Origin of the sequence: Streptomyces sp. NPDC050121, from assembly GCF_044460385.1 — a bacterium.
GTDB classification, from domain to species: Bacteria; Actinomycetota; Actinomycetes; order Streptomycetales; family Streptomycetaceae; genus Streptomyces; species Streptomyces soliscabiei.
Window position 1 is genome coordinate 75294 of the sequence record NZ_JBITJV010000008.1, and the last position, 20685, is coordinate 95978.

General features: G+C 70.2%; 17 protein-coding genes. 9 read left to right on the top strand and 8 right to left on the bottom strand.

Annotated elements, in window-relative coordinates; genetic code table 11:
* Positions 1-18 precede the first annotated feature (18 nt).
* Both ACIBTS_RS14520 and ACIBTS_RS14525 read left to right on the top strand, forming a co-directional pair.
* On the top strand, positions 19-1041 hold the full coding sequence (locus ACIBTS_RS14520) for an ABC transporter substrate-binding protein (protein ID WP_399319402.1): 1023 nt from the start codon (positions 19-21) through the stop codon (positions 1039-1041).
* 111 nt (positions 1042-1152) lie between these two features.
* Positions 1153-2229 carry an NAD(P)-binding domain-containing protein gene (locus tag ACIBTS_RS14525; protein ID WP_399319403.1) on the top strand — a complete coding sequence of 359 codons (1077 nt, stop codon included), beginning with the start codon at positions 1153-1155 and terminating at the stop codon, positions 2227-2229.
* A gap of 12 nt (positions 2230-2241) precedes the next feature.
* Here ACIBTS_RS14525 and mltG read toward each other — a convergent pair whose 3' ends face one another.
* Positions 2242-3099, bottom strand: coding sequence for an endolytic transglycosylase MltG (gene mltG, locus ACIBTS_RS14530; RefSeq protein ID WP_319676474.1), 858 nt, complete (start codon positions 3097-3099; stop codon positions 2242-2244).
* Between the two features lie 53 nt (positions 3100-3152).
* Positions 3153-4967 carry an ABC transporter ATP-binding protein gene (locus tag ACIBTS_RS14535; RefSeq protein WP_399319405.1) on the bottom strand — a complete coding sequence of 605 codons (1815 nt, stop codon included), beginning with the start codon at positions 4965-4967 and terminating at the stop codon, positions 3153-3155.
* 93 nt (positions 4968-5060) lie between these two features.
* Here ACIBTS_RS14535 and ACIBTS_RS14540 point away from each other — a divergent pair, with 93 nt between their 5' ends.
* On the top strand, positions 5061-5570 hold the full coding sequence (locus ACIBTS_RS14540; protein WP_399319406.1) for a MarR family winged helix-turn-helix transcriptional regulator: 510 nt from the start codon (positions 5061-5063) through the stop codon (positions 5568-5570).
* A gap of 75 nt (positions 5571-5645) precedes the next feature.
* On the opposite strand, the gene ACIBTS_RS14545 is transcribed toward ACIBTS_RS14540, so the two are convergent.
* The 3 genes from ACIBTS_RS14545 to ACIBTS_RS14555 form a co-directional block, all read right to left on the bottom strand.
* Entirely contained in the window at positions 5646-7064 is a 1419-nt protein-coding gene (locus ACIBTS_RS14545) for a cation:dicarboxylate symporter family transporter (protein ID WP_399319407.1), read from the bottom strand.
* Positions 7065-7235: 171 nt separating this feature from the next.
* Complete coding sequence (locus ACIBTS_RS14550; protein WP_399319409.1) at positions 7236-8873, bottom strand: peptide-N4-asparagine amidase; 1638 nt, start codon at positions 8871-8873, stop codon at positions 7236-7238.
* A 56-nt stretch (positions 8874-8929) separates the two neighbouring features.
* A complete protein-coding gene (locus ACIBTS_RS14555; RefSeq protein ID WP_399319410.1) occupies positions 8930-9673 on the bottom strand; it encodes a L,D-transpeptidase family protein in 744 nt (247 codons plus the stop codon).
* A gap of 274 nt (positions 9674-9947) precedes the next feature.
* On the opposite strand from ACIBTS_RS14555, the gene ACIBTS_RS14560 reads away from it, so the two are divergent.
* The 4 genes from ACIBTS_RS14560 (at position 9948) to ACIBTS_RS14575 (ending at position 14746) form a co-directional block, all read left to right on the top strand.
* On the top strand, positions 9948-11765 hold the full coding sequence (locus tag ACIBTS_RS14560) for an ABC transporter transmembrane domain-containing protein (protein WP_399319411.1): 1818 nt from the start codon (positions 9948-9950) through the stop codon (positions 11763-11765).
* Positions 11762-13543: an ABC transporter ATP-binding protein gene (locus tag ACIBTS_RS14565; RefSeq protein WP_399319413.1), complete on the top strand. Its 1782-nt coding sequence runs from the start codon at positions 11762-11764 to the stop codon at positions 13541-13543. Before ACIBTS_RS14560 ends, ACIBTS_RS14565 begins: the two co-directional genes overlap by 4 nt.
* A gap of 390 nt (positions 13544-13933) precedes the next feature.
* Positions 13934-14404: a DUF5709 domain-containing protein gene (locus ACIBTS_RS14570; RefSeq protein WP_319673054.1), complete on the top strand. Its 471-nt coding sequence runs from the start codon at positions 13934-13936 to the stop codon at positions 14402-14404.
* 84 nt (positions 14405-14488) lie between these two features.
* On the top strand, positions 14489-14746 hold the full coding sequence (locus tag ACIBTS_RS14575; RefSeq protein ID WP_079664098.1) for a type B 50S ribosomal protein L31: 258 nt from the start codon (positions 14489-14491) through the stop codon (positions 14744-14746).
* 74 nt (positions 14747-14820) lie between these two features.
* On the opposite strand, the gene ACIBTS_RS14580 is transcribed toward ACIBTS_RS14575, so the two are convergent.
* Positions 14821-15615, bottom strand: a complete 795-nt coding sequence (locus ACIBTS_RS14580) for a metal-dependent hydrolase (protein ID WP_399319415.1) — start codon at positions 15613-15615, stop codon at positions 14821-14823.
* Between the two features lie 145 nt (positions 15616-15760).
* On the opposite strand from ACIBTS_RS14580, the gene ACIBTS_RS14585 reads away from it, so the two are divergent.
* Both ACIBTS_RS14585 and ACIBTS_RS14590 read left to right on the top strand, forming a co-directional pair.
* Positions 15761-18274: a DEAD/DEAH box helicase gene (locus ACIBTS_RS14585; RefSeq protein WP_399319417.1), complete on the top strand. Its 2514-nt coding sequence runs from the start codon at positions 15761-15763 to the stop codon at positions 18272-18274.
* Between the two features lie 67 nt (positions 18275-18341).
* Positions 18342-19208: an acyl-CoA thioesterase gene (locus ACIBTS_RS14590; RefSeq protein ID WP_399319419.1), complete on the top strand. Its 867-nt coding sequence runs from the start codon at positions 18342-18344 to the stop codon at positions 19206-19208.
* A 31-nt stretch (positions 19209-19239) separates the two neighbouring features.
* Here the strand turns inward: ACIBTS_RS14590 and ACIBTS_RS14595 are convergent, their stop codons facing one another.
* Both ACIBTS_RS14595 and ACIBTS_RS14600 read right to left on the bottom strand, forming a co-directional pair.
* The gene (locus tag ACIBTS_RS14595; protein ID WP_399319420.1) at positions 19240-20121 is read right to left on the bottom strand and encodes a DUF6397 family protein; all 882 of its coding nucleotides are present in this window, start codon (positions 20119-20121) and stop codon (positions 19240-19242) included.
* 139 nt (positions 20122-20260) lie between these two features.
* On the bottom strand, positions 20261-20674 hold the full coding sequence (locus ACIBTS_RS14600; protein ID WP_319673059.1) for a roadblock/LC7 domain-containing protein: 414 nt from the start codon (positions 20672-20674) through the stop codon (positions 20261-20263).
* Positions 20675-20685: the final 11 nt, after the last annotated feature.

Sequence of the window (20685 nt, forward strand, 5' to 3'; positions counted from 1 at the left end):
CACAGAACGGATCCACCCATGCGACGACGTCTCGTCCCCGCCGCGCTGCTCCTGCCCTTCGCTCTCCTGCTCACCGCCTGCGGCGGGAACTCGTCCGCGAGCACGGGGACCGACACCGACGGCAAGGGCTCCCTCACCCTCAACGTCGGGGATCAGAAGGGCGGTTCCGAGGCCGTCCTGCGGGCCGCCGGAGAGCTCAAGAACCTCGACTACAAGATCAAGTGGTCCACCTTCACCTCCGGACCGCCGCTGCTGGAGGCCGTCAACGCCAAGGCCGTCGACATCGGCGGCGTCGGCAACACCCCGCCGGTCTTCGCCGCCGGCGCAGGCTCGAAGATCACGGTCGTGGCCGCCTTCCACGGCGCCTCCAAGGGCGACGCCACTCTCGTACCGAACGACTCGAAGCTGTCGAAGCCCCAGGACCTCAAGGGCAAGTCGGTCGCCGTGGCGCAGGGTTCGTCCGCCAACTACCAGTTGGTCGCCTCCCTAAAGGCGGCCGGGCTGAGCCTGAGCGACGTCAGGGTCAAGTACCTGCAGCCGGCCGACGCGCTGGCCGCGTTCACCTCCGGCAAGGTGGACGCGTGGGCGGTCTGGGACCCGTACACCTCGCAGATCCTGCAGGCCAAGCAGGGCCGCGTCCTCACCACCGGCGAGGGCATCACGAACGGCCTGACCTTCCAGGTGGCGGCGCCGAGTGCGCTGCAGGACAAGAAGAAGGCCGCCGCCATCAAGGACTATCTGGAGCGGCTGCGGCGGGCCACGGCGTGGGTCTACGGCCACCAGGAGGAGTGGGCGAAGGTCTGGGCGAAGGACACCGGTCTGCCGTACGAGGTGGCGCTGGCCTCGGTGCGGCGCACCAACGCCACCCGGATCTCGGTCGCCGTCGACAAGCCGCTCATCGCCTCCGAGCAGCAGATCGCCGATACCTTCACCGACTTGAAGCTCATCCCGAAGACGGTCGACTTCGGCACCTTCGTTGACACCCGTTACAACGGCAAGCTACCGGCTTCGACCACGCCCGCCCGGGCCTCCGAGGGCTGAGCGCCTCGCACTCTCCCGGGCCCTGACCCCACGTTGCGGGCGGGCGGTGATTCGGCACACCCACGGACCTGCCGCGGGAAGATCCACGGCTTCCGCGCGGTTGGTGGAAGCGTGAACGATGCACGCGAGGTCGAGGTAGTCGTCGTGGGCGCTGGTCAGGCGGGTCTGTCCAGCGCCTATCACCTGCGGCGCACCGGTTTCGAGCCGGGGCGCGACTTCGTGGTGCTGGACCACTCCCCCGGACCGGGCGGCGCCTGGCAGTTCCGGTGGCTGTCGCTGACGTACGGCAAGGTGCACGGCATGCATGCGCTGCCGGGCATGGAGCTGACCCACGCCGATCCGCTGCGTGCCTCGTCCGAGGTGATCGCCGAGTACTTCGCCTCGTACGAGCGCACCTTCGATCTTCGGGTTCGGCGGCCCGTCGATGTGCGTGCCGTACGGGAGGGCGCAGCCGGGCGACTGCTCGTCGAGACCTCCGACGGTACGTGGTCCACGCGGACGGTGATCAACGCCACCGGTACCTGGGACCGGCCGTTCTGGCCCCGCTATCCCGGCCAGGAGACCTTCCGCGGACGGCAGTTGCACACCGCGCAGTACCCGGGTCCCGAGGCGTTCGTCGGACTGCGGGTGGTCGTGGTTGGCGGCGGTGCGTCCGGTACGCAGCACCTGCTGGAGATCGCGCCGTACGCGGCCGACACCACGTGGGTGACGCGGCGGGCTCCCGTGTTCCGCGAGGCACCCTTCGACGAGGGTGCGGGCCGTGCGGCGGTCGCGCTCGTGGAGGAGCGGGTGCGGCAGGGACTGCCGCCGAAGAGTGTGGTGTCCGTGACGGGGCTGCCGCTCACCGACGCGATCCGGCAGGGACTGGCCGACGGGGTGCTGGACCGCCTGCCCATGTTCGACCGGATCACTCCAGACGGCGTGGCATGGGACGACGGGCGGCGCGTGGACGCCGATGTCATCCTGTGGGCGACCGGTTTCCGGGCCGCCGTCGAGCATCTCGCGCCGCTGCGGCTGCGTGAGCCGGGCGGCGGGATCCGGGTCGAGGGCACGCGTGCGGTCGCCGATCCGCGCATCCACCTGGTCGGCTACGGGCCGTCGGCCAGCACCATCGGCGCCAACCGGGCCGGACGCGCGGCCGTCCGGGACATCAGGCGGCTGCTCGCCGGGGAGAGCGTCGCCGCCTGACGCCCCGCCAGGTCACTTCGCCGCCGCCGACGTGCTCTTCTGAGCTTTCTGGTTCCGGTTGAATTCGGCGACGTTGCGCTGGTGCTCCGCGTAGCTCGCCGTGAAGCGCGTGTCGCCCGGCTTGACCGTGACGAAGTACAGCCAGTCGCCCGGGGTGGGGCTGATCGCGGCACGCATGGCCTCCTCCCCGGGGTTGTCGATCGGCGTCGGCGGCAGGCCCATGCGCTGGTAGGAGTTGTAGGGGCTCTGGATGCGGGTGTCGTTCGGCGTCGTCCTGAGTGTGAAGCGGTTCAGCGCGTAGTTGATGGTGGAGTCCATCTGCAACGGCATCCCGCGCTCCAGGCGGTTGAACACGACCCGGGCCACCTTGCCCATGTCCGCCTTGGTGGCGGCCTCTGCCTGGACGAGGCTGGCGATGGTGACCGCCTGATAGACGTTCATGGCGTTGCGCTGGGCACCGGCCGCGATGGGCGCCCTGTTGAACTTCTTGTTCGCCGTGTCGACCATGTACGACAGCACCGTCTGCGGCGTCGCCTTCCTGCCCAAGGGATACGTCGCCGGGAAGAGGTAGCCCTCCGGGTTGCCCTCGGCGTCGTTCGGCAGTTTGAGACCGGCCTTCGGCAGTGTCCCCCGGGTGGTGCCGGGCGGCAGGGCGAGCGCCTTGTCGACGGCCTCGTAGATCTGGCTTGCGCGCCAGCCCTCCGGGATGACCAGGGCCGTCGGCTTCGGCTCGTGATCCTTCGATCGCTCCAGGCTCAGCAGCGGCACCGCCACGGCGGTGCCGGCCACGACGGCTCCGGTCGCGATGAGGACGAGACGGCCGCGGCGCGTCAGTCGAATCGTGGTCCGTGGCGGAGTGTTCTTACGCATGCGGGCACGGTAACTCTCATAACGTCACAAATTCGGCATAACTTGGCATACTTTCATCTTGTCGGCTCCAGGTGGGCGTCTCGTCGCACGAGGGCCGCATACCGCCCGTTCCGCTCCAACAGCTCGTCATGCGTCCCGCGTTCGGCCACCTGGCCGGAGTCGAGGACCACGATCTGGTCGGCACCCCGAATGGTGGACAGCCGGTGGGCGATGGTGAGGGTGGTGCGGTTCGCCGAGAGCGCATCGATGGCCTCCTGGACGGCCCGTTCCGTACGGGTGTCCAGGGCGCTGGTCGCCTCGTCGAGGATCAGTACCGGCGGGTCGCGCAGGATGGTGCGGGCGATGGCCAGCCGCTGCTTCTCACCGCCGGAGAACCGGTGGCCGCGCTCGCCGACGACCGTGTCGTAGCCGTCCGGCAGGGCGGCGATGTGGTCGTGGATCTGCGCCGCCCGCGCCGCCGCGTGCAACTCTTCGTCGGTGGCGTCCGGCTTGGCGAAGCGCAGGTTGTCGGCGACCGTGGCATGGAAGAGGTACGTCTCCTGCGAGACGACGCCGACCGCGCGGGCCAGGGTGTCGAAGTCGAGGTCACGGACGTCGACGCCGTCGAGAGTGACCCGACCGCCGGTCACGTCGTACAGGCGCGGCACCAGGTAGCCCAGCGTGGACTTGCCGGCGCCGGTCGGGCCGACCACGGCGAGGCTGCCACCGGCGAGGACGGTGACGTCGATGCCGTCGAGGACGGGCCGGACCGCCTTGTCGTCGTCGTTGTCGTAGCGGAAGGCGACCTTCTCGAAGCGCACCTCGCCCTTGATCTGGTCGAGGTGGACCGGGTTGTCGCGCTCGGTGATGTCGATGGGGAGGTCGAGGTACTCGAAGATGCGCTGGAAGAGCGCGAGGGAGGTCTGGATCTGCACACCGGTCGCCAGGAGGCTGACGGCGGGGCGGAACAGTCCCTGCTGAAGCGAGACGAAGGCGACGATCGTCCCGAGGGAGACGTCGGGACCGCCGAGCTGGAGGGTCACGCCCGCGGCCCAGTAGATGACGGCCGGCATGGCGGACATGACGATCCCGATGACGGCCATCCGCCAGCGGCCGGCCATGTTCGACCGCACTTCGAGGTCGACGAGCTGCTCGGACTCCTCGGAGAAGGACCGGGTGAGGGAGTCGGAGCGGCCCATGGTGCGGCCGAGGAGGATGCCGCTGACCGACAGCGACTCGGTGACCGTGGCGGCCATCGCGGCCATCTGCTTCTGACGCTGGGTGGTGATCTTCTTGCGTTCGTTGCCGACGCGGCGGCTGATCCACACGAAGACCGGCAGCAGCAGCAGGGAGACGACGGTCAGCCGCCAGTCGAGGGCGACCATCGCGATGATCGTGGCGACCACGCTGGTGAAGTTGGAGACCAGAGAGGTGGCGGTGGAGGTGACAGTGGCCTGCATGCCGCCGATGTCGTTGGCGATGCGGGACTGCACCTCGCCGGTACGCGTGCGCGTGAAGAAGGCGAGGGACATGCGCTGCAGGCGGCCGTAGACGGCCGTGCGCAGGTCGTGCATGACGCGCTGGCCGACCGTCGTCGAGATCAGCGTCTGCAGGACGCCGAACACGCCGCTGAGGACGGCGCTGAGGATCATGCCGAGGGCGAGCAGGCTCAGCAGGCCGGTGCGCCCCTGCGGGATGGCGACGTCCAGCGTCTCCTTCAGCAGGAACGGCGTGGCCACGGTGACCAGCGACGAGGCGGCGACGAGCACGCCGACGACCGCGAGCCGGGCACGGTAGGGCTTGAAGAGGGTGAGGATGCGGCGCACCTGCCGGGGTTGATCGGTCGAGGTGCCGTGCGAAGGGGTCCAGTCGATGTGGTCGCGGGGCATGGCTCCTACGGAGGGTGAGACGGTGAGGACTGACGGAGCATAGCTCATTGTTACCTATACTCACAATGAACGGCATCCTGATATTGTTCCCGTATGACCACCCCGGATTCCGACGGCCTCCTCGCCGAGCAACTGCTGCGGCTCACCCGCCGGGTGCACCGCATCCAGAAGCGCCACCTGGAGCAGCGCGGGCTGGGCGTCACCCCGGCCCAGGCCCGGCTGCTGCGCACCCTGGCGCACTGCGACGCACCGCCGCGCATGGCCGACCTCGCCGAGCGGCTGGAGGTGGTGCCCCGGGCCGTGACGACCCTGGTCGACGCGCTGGAGGCGAGCGGCAAGGTGCGCCGGGCGCCCGACCCCACCAACCGGCGGGTGATCCGCATCGAACTCACCGAGGACGGCGGCGAGGCACTGCGGGAGCTGCGCGGTGCGCGCGTGTCCGCCGCGAAGGAGATTCTGGATCCGCTGACGGACCTGGAACGCCAGGTGCTGAGCGGGTTGCTCGACGCCCTGGTCGACGGGACACCGCAGCGGGAGCGGACGCAAGGACAGGAGCAGGGGCGGGGGCGGGGACATGAGCAGGGGCAGGGGCGAGCCTGCTGAACGACGCGACGGGCCGTGGCCGCTCCTCCGTACTGCGGGAGGGGCGGCCACGGCCCGTTGCGGTGTCGCTGTGCGTCAACTGACCTCGGGGGCCGCCTCCTTGGTGAGCTGAGCGGGCACCACAGCCGCGGGCCCGGTCGTTTCCGGGCTTTCGGCGCCCTCGGGCTCGGCGGGAGCCACGCGCTCCCCCTCGGCCGCGGCGACGTCCTCGCCGTCCAGGACCTTCTTGGCCCGCTCCAGGTCCAGCGCGCCCTCCCAACGGGAGACGGCGAACACCGCCACACAGTTGCCGAGCAGGTTGGTGACGACGCGCATCGAGTCCATGATGCGGTCCACGCCCAGCAGCAGGGCCACGGCGCCGGCGGGGATGGCCCCCAGCGAGGAGGCGGTCGCGGACAGGGCGAGGAAGGCCGAGCCGGGGATGCCGGCCATGCCCTTACTGGTCAGCATGAGCACCAGGACCACGGTGATCTGCTGCCCCAGGCTGAGGTCCACGCCGACCGCCTGGGCGATGAACAGCGTGCCGATGGACAGGTAGAGCGAGGCGCCGTCGAGGTTGAAGGAGTAGCCCGTCGGCAGCACCAGGCCGACGGCGTCGTCGCGGGCGCCGGCCTTGCGCAGCTTCTGCATCACGCGCGGCATGACGGACTCGGTGGAGGCGGTGCCGAGCGCGAGGAGCATCTCCTCGCGGATGTAGCGCAGGAACTTCCACAGGCTCAGTCCGGTGACCAGCCGCAGGGCGACGGCGAGCAACGCGATGAACAGGGCCGCCGCCGTGTAGCACAGGATGATCAGCTTGCCGTAGGTCTCGATCACACCGAGCCCGTAGTTGCCGATCAGGACGGCCATCGCGCCGAACACCGCGATCGGCGCCAGTCGCATGACGAAGCCGACGATCGCGAAGATGATCTCCTGGGCCTGCTCCACGGCGGGCAGCACCTTGGGCACCTTGGTGTGGCCGAGGTGCAGCAGCGCGGCTCCCACCAGACAGGCCAGGATGAGCACCTGGAGCAGGGAGTTCTCCGCGAAGGCGCCGATGAAACTGGTGGGCAGCGCGTTCACGATGAACTCGGTCGTGGAAGGCAGCGAGCCGCCACCCGTCTTCGCGTCGACCGCCGAGGTGTCGAGCGTGGACGGGTCGACGTTCATCCCCGAGCCGGGCTGGACGATATTGGCGGCGAGGAGCCCGATGATCAGGGCGAGCGTGCTCGCGACCTCGAACCAGATCAGGGCCTTGAGTCCGATCCGGCCGAAGGCCTTCAGGTCACCGGCCTTCGCGATGCCGACGACCACCACACAGAACACGAGGGGCGAGATGATCGTCTTGATGAGCCGGGTGAACCCGTCGCCGAGCGGCTGGAGATCCGTGGCCACGTCGGGCCACAGCTTTCCGACGACGATGCCAAGGACGAGCGCGCAGGCGACCTGCGCGAAGAGGGAGGTACGCAGTATGCGTGCGACGCGTCGTGGCAGGGACGGGGCGGACGACGGCACGGGCACTCCTTGGGGGACGGCTGGCACACAGAAGCCGGGGACGGCGACTTCTGCGATACGGAAAGCGGCTTCCGTGGCGATCACTTTGAAGGTGACGTTGATCGCGCGCAAGACCGCTGCGTTTCAGCCGTGTAAATCCCGCCACGAGTGCCGGATCGCACGCACTGCGTCTCAGCAGCCTCCGCGGTCCTCGGTCAGCACCCCCTGAAGGGTGGTCAGCCGACGGTCGTAGCAGCCCTCCGAGCCGTACAGCCGGTAGCGCTCGCTCGTCCTGGCGACGGCGTGCCGCTGGTCGCGGGGCACATTGACGGTGAAGGTCGCGTCACCCGTGTAGGTGTCGTCGAGCCGCGACCACCACGCGCGTCGGCCGTTTCGCGTCGTCATGGCGTCGGCCCGGTCGCCGAGGGTCAGCACGGTGCGCAGCCGGTCGTCCACGCCGAGAGTGGTGGTGCCGTTCATCGTGTACGTCCGGTGGGTGCGTGTCGCCCGGGTCGGGCCGCGGCCGTCGACGGTGACCGACTCGTCGTCCGTCCAGGTGGCGTCGAGGCCGTCCACGTTCTCGCCGTCGGTCCAGCGGTGCACGGAGGTGTTCGCGAGGGTGCGGGTGACGGTGGTGCGCACGCGTCCGTGCGAGGTGTCGAGGTATCCGGCGACGGTCAGCCGGTGCCGGCCCTCGGTGTCGAGCCGGTGCTCCGTGCCGGGCGTGTGGACGCTGGAGTCGGTGAGCTCCCCCGCATCGTGCGTGACGAGCTTCCCGCCGACGACGGCCTTGCCCGGGTCCTGCCAGACGAGCACGTTGACGGGTGTGCTCCAGCCGCTCTGCCCCTCGGGCACCCCGACCACGGACACCTCGACACGGTGCGGGCGGCCGTCGTCGAGAACCCCGGCGAAGGGGGTCAGGTCGTATTCGATCGGCTTGATGTCGAAGGCGCGGGGGCCCGGGATCACGTACCAGAGAAAGGGGTTGGACCAGCCACCGGTCCAGACGGTCGGGAAGGGCGTGGCGATTCCCGCCAGTTGTCCGTCGACCCTGACCTGCACCTCCCGGTAGGGGCCGTCGTCCGCATGGCAGGAGTAGGGCGCCGCCGCGGGCACGGTCAGGTACCAGTACTCCTCGCACCCGCCACCCGAACCGGTGGCGTACACCTCGGCGACGACGCGTTCGCTGTTGCGCGGCGTGGTGAGGGTCGCACCGCCGGGGCCCTCGGCCAGGGTGAGGACTCGGTCGGGGACGACGGCCGGTTTCCCCTTGGAGGAAATGAGGCCGTAGAAGGTGAGGGTCGCCTTGACGTCGATGACACCCGTGTAGGTGTCGTCGACGACGTTGCCGATGAGCATCTCGACGTCCTGGGCCGAGCGGAACGTGGCGCTGTAGCGGGTGACGTCCTTCTCGACGGACCACTCGATCCCGTCGGGCGACGGCTCCGGCGTCGACGTACGCAAGACCTCCACCCCGCCGATGTGCAGATAGCCGAGCCGGTCGAACTGCCGCCCCTTGACCTTGCCGTCGAGCCGCAGCACGACCTTGCTCCAGCGGTCACCGCAGCCGTCCGGCGGGGTGTACGTGCCCCGGTACGGCGTGAAGTCCCGGAACTGCGCCTCGGCGAGGGTGATCTGACAGGACTTGGCGTCGGGCCTGGTCACGGGCGGGGCGGCGGTGAGCGGGTCGTGCCAGTCGGTGCCGAATTCGGCGGGGACCTCGACCGCCGCGGACGTGGATGCGGCGGCCCCCGCCGTGCCGCCCCCGAGGACGGTGCCCGCCAGGAGGATCGCTGCGGTGAGCATGGACATGATGATCCGACTTCTCATGGCCGGTGTTCTACGGCGAGTCGCCCCTCCCCGCAATGACGCGTCCGCCGGATGTGCTAGCTCCTCAGCGCGGCCCTGTCCCCCATGACCACCACGGGATGCCGATCCGGGTCGAGCGTGCGCAGCAGGTACTCCATCGCCGCCCTGGGCAGGCTGACGCAGGCCGATGTGCCGTCGCCGTGGTCCAGGTGCAGCCAGATCCCGCCCCCTCGCTCCTCGCCCAGGGGCTGCTCCGCGTCGTCGGGAGGCGTGCCTTTGACACGGTTGTAGTCGATGGCGATGACGTAGTCGAAGTCGTGCCAGTGCGCCTCGTCCCACCAGCGGGGCACCGCGTAGTCCTCGGACTGCGTATACGGCAGCCGGGTCCCGGGATCGTCCAGGACGCCGGCCGCGGCACTGAGTGTGAACACGCCGACGGGACTGCGGTCGTCGCCCAGGTAGTGCTCGGCGGTCCAGCCCCTCTTGCCGTTGTGCGCGGGCCAGGTGCGGACGCGCTCCCAGACCGTGCCACGTCTGGCATAGAACACGACGGTGGCGGTCGCGGCGTCCTTGCCGTCGCCGTACACCGCCACCACCTGGCGCGACGCAGCGGGGATCTGCCGTTGCAGCCGCTCCCCGACGCCCGGGACGCCGGTCGCCGGGGCCACGCTCGGCGGGGTGCCGCTGCCCTGGGCACCCGCTCGCGGCATGCTGTCACGCCCGTGTTCTCCACCCGAGCCGCCGCACGCGGCCAGGACCACGAGCAGAAGACCACAGGTCACCGTCGCGGCTCCGACGCGCCGCACCTCACCATGTCGCACCGGGCCATGCTCGCATCACTTTCCGGTCATTTACGGCAGGTTCCGGGCTTCCGGGCCGTGTCGGGCGGCTGCCGGATCCTGCCGCCGCAGCGGAAAACAGGTTGATTTTCACCACACTGCGACGCGAACCTTGCACGGTTTGTTGCCGCTTGTTGCCGCTCCCCGCGGACCTTCCGCCGATCCGTCCCCTGCCCTTCCGCCTCCTTCCCCCACCCCCCACTCCCTCCCCCGCCCCGACTATTCCCCCTCCCCTGACTCGAGCCACTGGGACGTCATGCAGATCCAAGACCTTCCGTACCTCGACCCTGGTGTGCCGGACGCACGCTCGGGCCCCCGCTTCCTGTGGTGGCTCGGCCGCAATCAGCTGGGTGGCCAGCTGAAGTCCCTGGCCTGGGGGCTGCTGCACTTCGTCGCCGTCTCCGCACAGCCGTTCTGCGTCGGGCTCGCCATCGAGGCCGTCGTGGACCGCTCCGGTACCCGGCTCGCCCTCACCGGCGGGCTGATGCTGCTGTGCGGTGCCGCCACCGCGCTCGGGGACACCTTCCTGCACCGTGCCGCCGTCACCAACTGGATCACCGCCGCCGCCCGGGTCCAGCAACTACTGGCCCGCAAGGCCTCGCAGCTCGGCTCCGCGCTGACCCGGCGGGTCGCGGCCGGCGAGGTGGTGGCCGTCTCCACGGGCGACGTCGAGAAGATCGGCTGGTTCGTGGAGGCCGTCTCTCGCTTCACCGCCGCGGCCCTCACCGTCCTGCTGGTCTGCGTCGGCCTGGTCGTCTACGAACCGGCCCTCGGCGTCGTCGTCGCCGTCGGCCTGCCCGTCCTCGCGCTCGCGGTGCTGCCCCTGCTGCCCCGGGCGACGCGCCGCGCCGACTTCCAGCGCGAGAAGGCAGGACGCGCCACCGAACTCGCCTCGGACACCGTGGCCGGCCTGCGGGTGCTGCGCGGGATCGGCGGCGAGGAACTGTTCCTCGACCGCTACCGCAGCGCCTCTCAGGAGGTCCGGCACGCGGCCGTGCGCAGCGCCCGCATGTGGTCCCTGATCAGCGCCATCCAGGTGCTGCTGCCCGGCCTGCTGCTGATCGCGGTCGTCTGCTACGGCGTCCACCTGGCCCGCGAGGGCCGCATCACCGTCGGCGAACTGGTCACGGTCTACAGCTCCGTCATGGTCCTGGCCTATCCCCTCAGGCACTTCGAGGAGATCGCGATGGCCTACTCCTTCTCGCGCCCCTCGGCCAAACGGGCCGCACGCGTGCTGTCCCTGGAACGGGCCACCGACATCGGCGGGTCGCGCGCGGCCGACGTTCCCTCTGGCGACCTGTACGACCCCGCCACCGGCCTGCTCGCTCCGGCCGCCCGGCTCACCGCCGTGGTGTGCGGCGACCCGGACACGGCAGGACAACTGGCCGAACGGCTGGGCGGACACCCGCCGGAGGACGGCCCGTCGGTGCTGCTGGGCGGCGTCCCCCTCGACGAGCTGCCGCTGGACTGCGCGCGCACGGCGGTCCTCGTCCAGGACAAGGACCCGGTGCTGCTGTCCGGTTCCCTGCGCGACCTGCTCGACGTGCCCGCCTCCGGTGCGGTCAACACGGGTGCGGCACTGGCCGCCGCCCAGTGCGGCGACGTCCTCGATGCGCTCGTCCAGGGCTCGTTGGACGCCGACGATCCGCTGGACGCGCGCATCACCGAACGCGGCCGGTCCCTCTCCGGCGGCCAGCGGCAACGGCTCGCGCTGGCCCGCTCCCTGTACACGGACCCCGAGGTCCTCGTCCTGGACGAGCCCACGTCGGCCGTCGACTCGCACACCGAGGCACGGATCGCCGAAGGACTGCGCGCACTGCGTGCGGGGCGTACGACGGTCGTGTTCACCTCGTCGCCCCTGCTGCTGGACCGCGCCGACCGGGTCGTGCTCGTGCACGAGAGCGAGGCCGTCGCGGTCGGCGTGCACCGCGAACTGTTGCGCACCGAGCCCCGGTACCGGGCCGTGGTGACCAGGGAGACCGACGAGGAGGCCGCCCTGAACGGCGCATTGAAGGACATGGACGACAACGAACTCGCAGAAATCGAACGCGAAGAGATCGAGGAGACCGCATGATCGGCGTGGCGCCGCCCGCGTACGACCCGGCGGCACCGACGACGGCGAACACCCTGCCCGTCGGCGCCCCCGCGACCGTACGCGCCTATGTGGCCGAACTCCTGCGCCGGCACCGCCGCGCCTTCCTGCTCCTCCTCCTCGTCAACACGGTCGCCACGGTCGCTTCGATGGTGGGTCCTTGGCTGCTCGGCGATCTCGTGGAGCGGCTCTCGGACCGGGCGCGGGAGCTCCATCTCGGGCTCACCGCCTCGCTGTTCGTGATCGCCCTGGTCGTCCAGGCCGCCTTCGTACGGCAGGTGCGGCTGCGCGGCGCGATGCTCGGCGAGCGGATGCTGGCCGACCTGCGCGAGGACTTCCTCGTACGGTCGGTGCGGCTGCCGCCGGGCGTGCTGGAGCGGGCCGGAACGGGCGACCTGCTGTCCCGCATCACGACGGACATCGACCGGCTGGCCAACGCGATGCGGGAGGCCGTGCCCCAGCTGACGATCGGCGTGATGTGGGCCCTGCTGCTGCTCGGCGGGCTCGTGGTCACGGCGCCGCCGCTGGCGCCTGCCGTACTGGTCGCGGTGCCTCTGCTGGTCGTCGGGTGCCGCTGGTACTTCAAGCGGGCGCCGGCCGGCTACCGCTCGGAGGCGGCAGGCTACGCCGCCGTGGCGGCCGCCCTCGCCGAGACCGTGGACGCGGGCCGCACCGTCGAGGCCCACCGCCTGGGCGACCGCCGCATCGCGATGTCGGAGCAGCGCATCCAGCAGTGGACCGCCTGGGAGCGCTACACGCTGTGGCTGCGGTCGGTACTGTTCCCGGTGATCAACCTCGTACACGTCACGGTGCTCGGCTCGGTCCTCATGCTCGGCGGCGTGTTCGTCCTGCAGGGCTGGATCGGGGTCGGCCAGCTGACGACGGGCGCACTGCTGGCGCAGATGCTCGTCGACCCGGTGAACCTCATCCTGCGCTGGTACGACGAGCTGCAGGTGGCCCAGGTGTCGCTGGCCCGCCTCGTCGGGGTGCGCGACATCGAGCCGGACGGCGGGGACTCCGGGCTGGCGCCCGACGGCCGCGACGTACTCGCCGACCGGGTCCACTTCGGCTACCGCGAGGGCGTCGACGTCCTGCGCAAGGTGTCCCTGGAGGTCTCCCCCGGGACCCGGCTCGCCCTGGTCGGCCCCTCGGGCGCGGGCAAGTCCACGCTGGGACGGCTGCTCGCCGGGATCTACGCGCCGCGCGACGGCCGGATCACCCTCGGCGGCGCCGAACTGTCGCGGATGACCGCCGAACGGGTCCGCTCCCACGTGGCACTCGTCAACCAGGAGCACCACGTCTTCGTGGGCTCCCTGCGCGACAACCTCCGGCTCGCCCGGACGGGAGCCGAGGACGCCGAGCTGTGGGCCGCTCTGGGCGCGGTCGACGCGGACGGCTGGGCGCGGGCGCTGGACGACGGCCTCGACGCCGAGGTCGGCTCCGGCGGTGTCGCGCTCACTCCGGCCCAGGCCCAGCAGATCGCGCTGGCCCGTCTGGTGCTGGCCGACCCGCACACGCTGGTCCTGGACGAGGCGACCTCGCTTCTCGACCCGCGTGCCGCCCGCCATCTGGAGCGGTCCCTCGCCCGCGTCCTGGATGGGCGCACCGTCGTCGCCATCGCCCACCGTCTGCACACCGCCCACGACGCCGACGTCATCGCCGTCGTCGAGAACGGCCGCATCAGCGAGCTGGGCAGCCATGCCGAGCTGGTCGAGGCGGACGGAGCGTACGCAGCACTGTGGCGGTCGTGGCACGGGTGAGGAGGGAAGGGGCCGACCTGTACGGCGCCCCCAGCCGCAACCCGTGCCACAGCCGGTGCCAGTGCTGGTGCCGGCGTTCTCGGCAGAGCCGCCGTAAGTAGTGGTGTACGGGCCGGGAGCGGAGCAGACACGCGTGCCGGCGACGCCCGGGAGACCGTGGACGCCTCCCCTGCGCGAGCCCGGCACCCCGGCCGAGGCGACCCCGTCCGACGGCCGTGTGACCTTTGGCGTTGCGCGGTCCCGAAGCGGGGTGGAACGCTGGATAGCGGCACCCGCGCGGGAGGCACCCGGAATCCGTCCGGAACGCGCCTCCCCCGGCCGGTGCTCCGTCCGGCGGTATCCCATCGCCGACCGCGGAGAGTACGGGCCTGTCACCCCATGGAGGTACCCGTGAACAGCGCCGACGGATGGGGAGACGACGTCTACCAGCCCGACGCGTCCGACATCCAGGAGGACGCGGGGCTGCTCGACGTGGAGGACACGCTGGACAACGACGGCGTCGGAGACCCCCTCGACCGCGGCTGGTCCCCTCCGGACCGCCCCTGGGCCGTGGAGCACACCGGGGTGACCGCCGCGGAACGCCATCAGGGGGAGACACTGGACCAGCGGCTCGCTGAGGAGCTCCCGGACCTCGATGTGCCCGACGGTGACGGCCTCGGGGACTGCGACGGCACCGACGGGGAACTCCTCGACAACGAGGTCGGCGCCGCCCGATCCGGCCGGCTGGTGGCACCGGACGAGGGCGTCCACGAGGACGAGGAGAGCGCACTGATCGCCACGGACGTGGGCATCGACGGCGCGGCCGCCTCCGCTGAGGAGGCCGCGATGCACATCGTCGACGAGGACGCCCTGTCCGGTTGACCCGCCCGCTGCCGGCCCGGCCGTCGCCCGCCCACGACCGTGACCGACACCGCCACTGCCACCGCCACCGCACGAGGAGTACGCATGCAGCAGGACAAGCAGCCCGACTACCACCCGGTCGTCTTCCGCGACCGCACGGCCGGTTACGCCTTCCTGACCCGGTCCACCGCGACCAGCGGCCAGACCATCGAATGGGACGACGGCGAGACCTACCCGGTCGTGGACGTGGAGATCTCCTCGGAGAGCCACCCCTTCTACACCGGCAAGGCACGCACCGTGGACACGGAGGGCCGCGTCGCCAAATTCGAGCGGCGTTACGGCGACGGCGGGGCAATGACCTGAACCGGCGCTGACCCCGCCGCCACCACCGTCACGGCCCTCGGCGCACCGGCTCAGCACACCCGTCGCGTCGCGCGTCAGATGTAGTTGAGGGCGGCAGCCCCGCCCACTCCTCCGAGCAGCATGAACACGGGCATCAGCACCTTCAGCTCGACCCAGCTGCCCGCGCGGAACCGCATCGCCTTGGGCGGACCGATCGGGTACCAGCGCTTGCGCCCGATCGGGATGGGCCACAGGACCGGGCAGCCGGAGACGGTCAGCGCGTCCCCGATGTCGTGCACCAGGGCGCCCAGCACGATCGGCAGCCCCAGCCACAGGTACTCCTGGCCCGGGTCCGTGAACAACCAGTCCGAGCCGTTGCCGGGCTTGTCCAGCACACCGGCGAGGATCCACGCACTGGTCGCGGCGAGCAGCCACACCAGCACATCGCTGCTGGATCCCCGGGCCGCCCGCCACAACAGGCCCTCGATAGCCAGCACCATGTGCACGAAGAGGATCGCCAGCACCGCCCAGCGGCCACCGGTGATCGCCAGCGCCGCAGCACCGGCGCCGATCATGACCGCCCACAGCCAGGTGTGCGTGAGCGTGCGATGCCCCCCGGAGCGGCGCGGGTCGCCCTGCTTCCGCGTGGCCTTGTAGACCGCGTAGGAGAGCTTGTCGACGATCTCGCACAGCCAGCGCGAGACGGGACCGAAGGCACGGGAGATGGTGGCGGCCTTGTGATCGAGGTCCGGGGCGAGCGCGGCGCCGGCGCAGATCAGCGCACCCGCGAGCAGGACCGGCCAGGGCATCGTGTGCCCGGCCGCGGCGGCGGCCGCACCGACGCCGAGCCAGGCGGCGGCGCCCGACAGTGAGTGTGCTGGTCCCATCATGGCCGTTGCCCGCCCTATTCCTCGTGTGCCGCTGTCCAGTTGACCGGGTGCGATGACGCTCCGTCGGCGACACAGCGTAGCGGCCGTGATCTTCGGGCCGGCAGCCGATTCCCCCATCAAGGGCGAGGGCAGGCAAGATGGGGTCGTGACCCTCATCGATCAGCTGCCACCGACCGCAGATCCCGACGCCCTGTACGAAGCCTTCGAGTCCTGGGCGCAGGAGCGCGGTCTGACGCTCTACCCCCATCAGGAGGAGGCGCTGATCGAGGTGGTCTCCGGGGCGAACGTGATCGTGTCGACGCCCACCGGATCCGGCAAGAGCATGATCGCGGCGGCCGCGCACTTCGCGGCCCTCGCCCGTGACGAGGTCACCTTCTACACGGCCCCGATCAAGGCGCTGGTGTCGGAGAAGTTCTTCGAACTGTGCAAGATCTTCGGCACGGAGAACGTCGGCATGCTGACCGGCGACGCGTCCGTGAACTCCGACGCCCCTGTCATCTGCTGCACCGCCGAGGTGCTCGCGTCGATCGCGCTGCGCGACGGCAAGGACGCGGACGTCGGCCAGGTCGTCATGGACGAGTTCCACTTCTACGCGGAGGGAGACCGCGGCTGGGCGTGGCAGATCCCCATCCTGGAGCTGCCACAGGCGCAGTTCGTCCTCATGTCGGCCACGCTCGGCGATGTGTCGTTCTTCGAGAAGGACCTCAGCCGGCGCACCGGCCGCCCCACAGCGGTGGTCCGCTCGGCGACACGGCCTGTTCCGCTGTCCTACGAGTACCAGTACACGCCGATGACGGAGACGCTCACCGATCTGCTGGCGACGAGGCAGGCGCCCGTCTACATCGTGCACTTCACCCAGGCGCAGGCGGTGGAGCGGGCGCAGGCGCTGATGAGCATCAACATGTGCTCGCGCGAGGAGAAGGAGCAGATCGCCAGCCTGATCGGCAACTTCCGCTTCACCACGAAGTTCGGCAGCAACCTCTCGCGCTACGTGCGGCACGGCATCGGCGTCCACCACGCCGGCATGTTGCCCAAGTACCGGCGCTTGGTGGAGAAGCTCGCCCAGGCCGGTCTGCTGAAGGTGATCTGCGGTACGGACACGCTGGGTGTGGGCGTCAACGTGCCCATCCGCACCGTGCTGTTCACGGCGCTGACCAAGTACGACGGCAACCGGGTGCGTACCCTGCGGGCCCGCGAGTTCCATCAGATCGCGGGCCGGGCCGGGCGGGCCGGCTTCGACACGGCGGGCTACGTGGTGGCCCAGGCGCCCGAGCATGTCATCGAGAACGAGAAGGCCCTTTCCAAGGCCGGCGACGACCCGAAGAAGCGCCGCAAGGTGGTGCGCAAGAAAGCGCCGGAAGGCTTCGTGGGCTGGACGGAGAACACGTTCGACAAGCTCATCGAGTCGGACCCGGAGCCGCTGACCTCCCGTTTCCGGGTCACGCACACGATGCTGCTGTCGGTGATCGCCCGGCCGGGCAACGCCTTCGAGGCGATGCGGCATCTGCTGGAGGACAACCACGAGCCGCGCAAGCAGCAGTTGCGGCACATCCGGCGCGCGATCGCGATCTACCGTTCGCTGCTGGACGGCGGGATCGTCGAGAAGCTCGACGAACCCGACGCCACCGGCCGCGTCGTCCGCCTCACCGTGGACCTCCAGCAGGACTTCGCGCTGAACCAGCCGCTGTCCACCTTCGCGCTGGCCGCGTTCGAGCTGCTCGACCCGGAGTCGCCTTCCTACGCTCTGGACATGGTCTCCGTCGTGGAGTCCACGTTGGACGATCCGCGTCAGATCCTCGCCGCTCAGCAGAACAAGGCGCGCGGCGAGGCGGTGGCCGCGATGAAGGCGGACGGCGTCGAGTACGAGGAGCGCATGGAACGCCTCCAGGACATCTCGTACCCGAAGCCCCTGGAGGAACTCCTCTTCCACGCGTACAACACCTACCGCAAGAGCCACCCGTGGGTCGGCGACCACCCGTTGTCGCCGAAGTCCGTCATCCGTGACATGTACGAGCGGGCGATGTCCTTCACCGAGTTGGTGTCCCACTACGAGCTGGCCCGCACCGAGGGCATCGTGCTGCGCTACCTGGCCAGCGCCTACAAGGCCCTCGACCACACCGTCCCCGATGACCTCAAGTCCGAGGATCTGCAGGATCTGGTCGAGTGGCTGGGCGAGATGGTGCGCCAGGTCGACTCGAGCCTGCTCGACGAGTGGGAGCAGCTCGCCAACCCGGAGGAGATGACCGCCGAGGAGGCTCAGGAGAAGGCGGACGAGGTCAAGCCGGTCACCGCCAACGCCCGCGCCTTCCGGGTACTGGTCCGCAACGCGATGTTCCGCCGCGTCGAGCTCGCCGCTCTCGATCACGTCGACGAGCTGGGCGAGATGGACGGCGAGTCCGGCTGGGACGCCGACGCGTGGGGCGAGGCGATGGACAAGTACTGGGACGAGTACGACGACCTCGGCACCGGTCCGGATGCCCGGGGTCCGAAACTGCTTGTCATCCAGGAGGAGCCGCAGAACGCCCTGTGGCGTGTCCGCCAGATCTTCGACGACCCGAACGACGATCACGACTGGGGCATCAGTGCGGAGGTCGACCTGACGGCCTCGGACGCCGAGGGCCGTGCGGTCGTCCGCGTCACCTCCGTCGGTCAGTTGTGAGCGGCGCAGCAGGGGCCGAAGCGCAGAGAGATCAAGGAACGGCAGAAGCAACAGGAGAATCGCACCGATGACGAATCCGGCCGAGAGGCTCGTCGATCTGCTCGACCTGGAGCAGATCGAGGTCAACATCTTCCGCGGCCGCAGCCCGCTGGAGTCCCTGCAGCGGGTCTTCGGCGGCCAGGTCGCGGGCCAGGCGCTGGTCGCAGCCGGGCGGACCACCGACGGCGACCGGCCGGTGCACTCGTTGCACGCGTACTTCCTGCGCCCGGGTCGGCCCGGTGTGCCCATCGTGTACCAGGTCGAACGGGTGCGGGACGGGCGGTCCTTCACCACTCGCCGGGTCACCGCCGTGCAGCAGGGGCGCACGATCTTCAATCTCACCGCCTCCTTTCACAAGCCTGAGGAAGGGCCCTTCGAGCACCAGTTGCCGCCGGCCCGCGAGGTCCCGGACCCGGAGTCCCTGCCGACGGTCGCGGAAGAGATCCGGGAGCATCTGGGCGCGATGCCCGAACAGTTGGAGCGCATGGCGCGCCGTCAGCCCTTCGACATCCGGTACGCGGACCGGCTGCGCTGGAGCGACGAGGACGTCAAGGAAGCCGAGCCGCGCAGCGCGGTGTGGATGCGGGCGGTCGGGCCGCTCGGCGACGATCCGCTCGTCCACACCTGCGCGCTCACCTACGCCAGCGACATGACCCTCCTGGACGCCGTGCGCCTCCCGGTCGAGCCCCTGTGGGGTCCGCGGAACTTCGACATGGCGTCGTTGGACCACGCGATGTGGTTCCATCGGCCGTTCCGCGCGGACGAGTGGTTCCTGTACGACCAGGAATCGCCGATCGCCACCGGCGGACGAGGGCTGGCTCGCGGGCGCATCTACGACCGGGAAGGGTGCCTGTTGGTGTCCGTGGTCCAGGAGGGGCTCTTCCGGGCGCTGTAGCTCCCGTCCCCGTACGTCACGTCCCCGTATGTCACGCGGTTCGGCGGCGCAACCGGCTCAGCAGACCTCGTGTGGACCGGCGGAACGCGATCGGCTCCGGCGCAACAGGCGTCGGCCTGGACGGCTTCGGCGAGGGGCGCGGCGCGGGCTGGTCGGCACGGGCCTCGGCCAGGGTGCGTTCCAGGTCGGACCTCAGCCAGTCGACCTCATCGGGGTCGTCCGCCGTCATGATCTTCTCGACGAGTTGGGCACCCGGTGTACCTGGGGTGGCGTGGGCCGGCGGTCCGGGCCGGAACCTGTTCAGGTGGGAGCGTTCGTAGGGGTCCCTGACGATCTCCGCGACCTGGAGGGGGTCGAGGAACCCGGCCAGAACTCCGGCGTGCTGCCAGGGGCCGTCGGCCTGTCGGAGCAGGAAGCCCAGGTGGCGTCCCCGCCAGTTCCGGGCCCGCACGTCAACGCTTTCGGCCAACCGGCTGCGCAACGTCTCGGGTGTCCGACCGGTGAGCAGGAACGAGTTGGTCTTGTCGGTGGCGAACTGCCGTAGTTCTTCGGCGAGATACAGCCAGACGACGGCTCGGTAGCGGTTGAGATAGAACCTGACGGGCACCACCAGTCCCACCCGCGCGAGACGGGTGAACCGGGCGGGAGGCACGTCCAGGATGGCCGCGGCGTCGCCGGTGCCTACGGCCAGCACGCTCTCGCGCAGCGTTTCGGGGAAGCCGGGTTCCGAGCACAGGCGGTCGATCTCCGTGCGGGCCACCCGGCGGCCCCCTCCTCCGTCGTCGGGCAGGGTCCTGACGCGTCCGAGATGCACGGCGAGGTCGAACTCACTTCGCTTCAGGTTCAGTTCCCGCGCCGCCCGACTCGGCGTGCAGGAAACGGAGTGTGGTTGCGTGACGGTGTTGCCGGACATGGTCGGTCTCCCCCGTGGAGTGAAGTGGAGTGCAGCAGGCCCGCGCTGTCCGCGGTGGCCTCGGGAAAAACCGTAGCCGGAATCGCCAATCTCGTGGCGACCCTGTGGATAACTCCATGAAGGAGAGGAAAAGCACAGGTCAGAGATCTGTCAGCGGGGCACGCTCGGGCTGTCGGGCGTCCACCGTGAGGTGTTCGCCGACCCGGTTGACGAGCAGGGTCATCTCGTAGGCGATCTGCCCCATGTCGGCCTCCGCCCCGCTGAGCACGCACAGGCAACTGCCGGTTCCCGCGGCGGTGACGAACAGCACCGCGTCGTCGAACTCGATCATCGTCTGGCGGACTCGGCCCGCGCTGAAATGGCGTCCTGATCCCTTGGCCAGGCTGTGCAGTCCGGACGAGACCGCGGCGAGGTGCTCCGCGTCCTCCCGGCGCAGTCCTGTGCTCGCGCCCGCCACCAGACCGTCGTTGGACAGGACGAGCGCGTGCCGCACGTGGTCGACGCGCTCGGTCAAGTCGTCCAACAACCAGTCCAGCTCCTGGTTCTGCACCATGTGCCACTCCC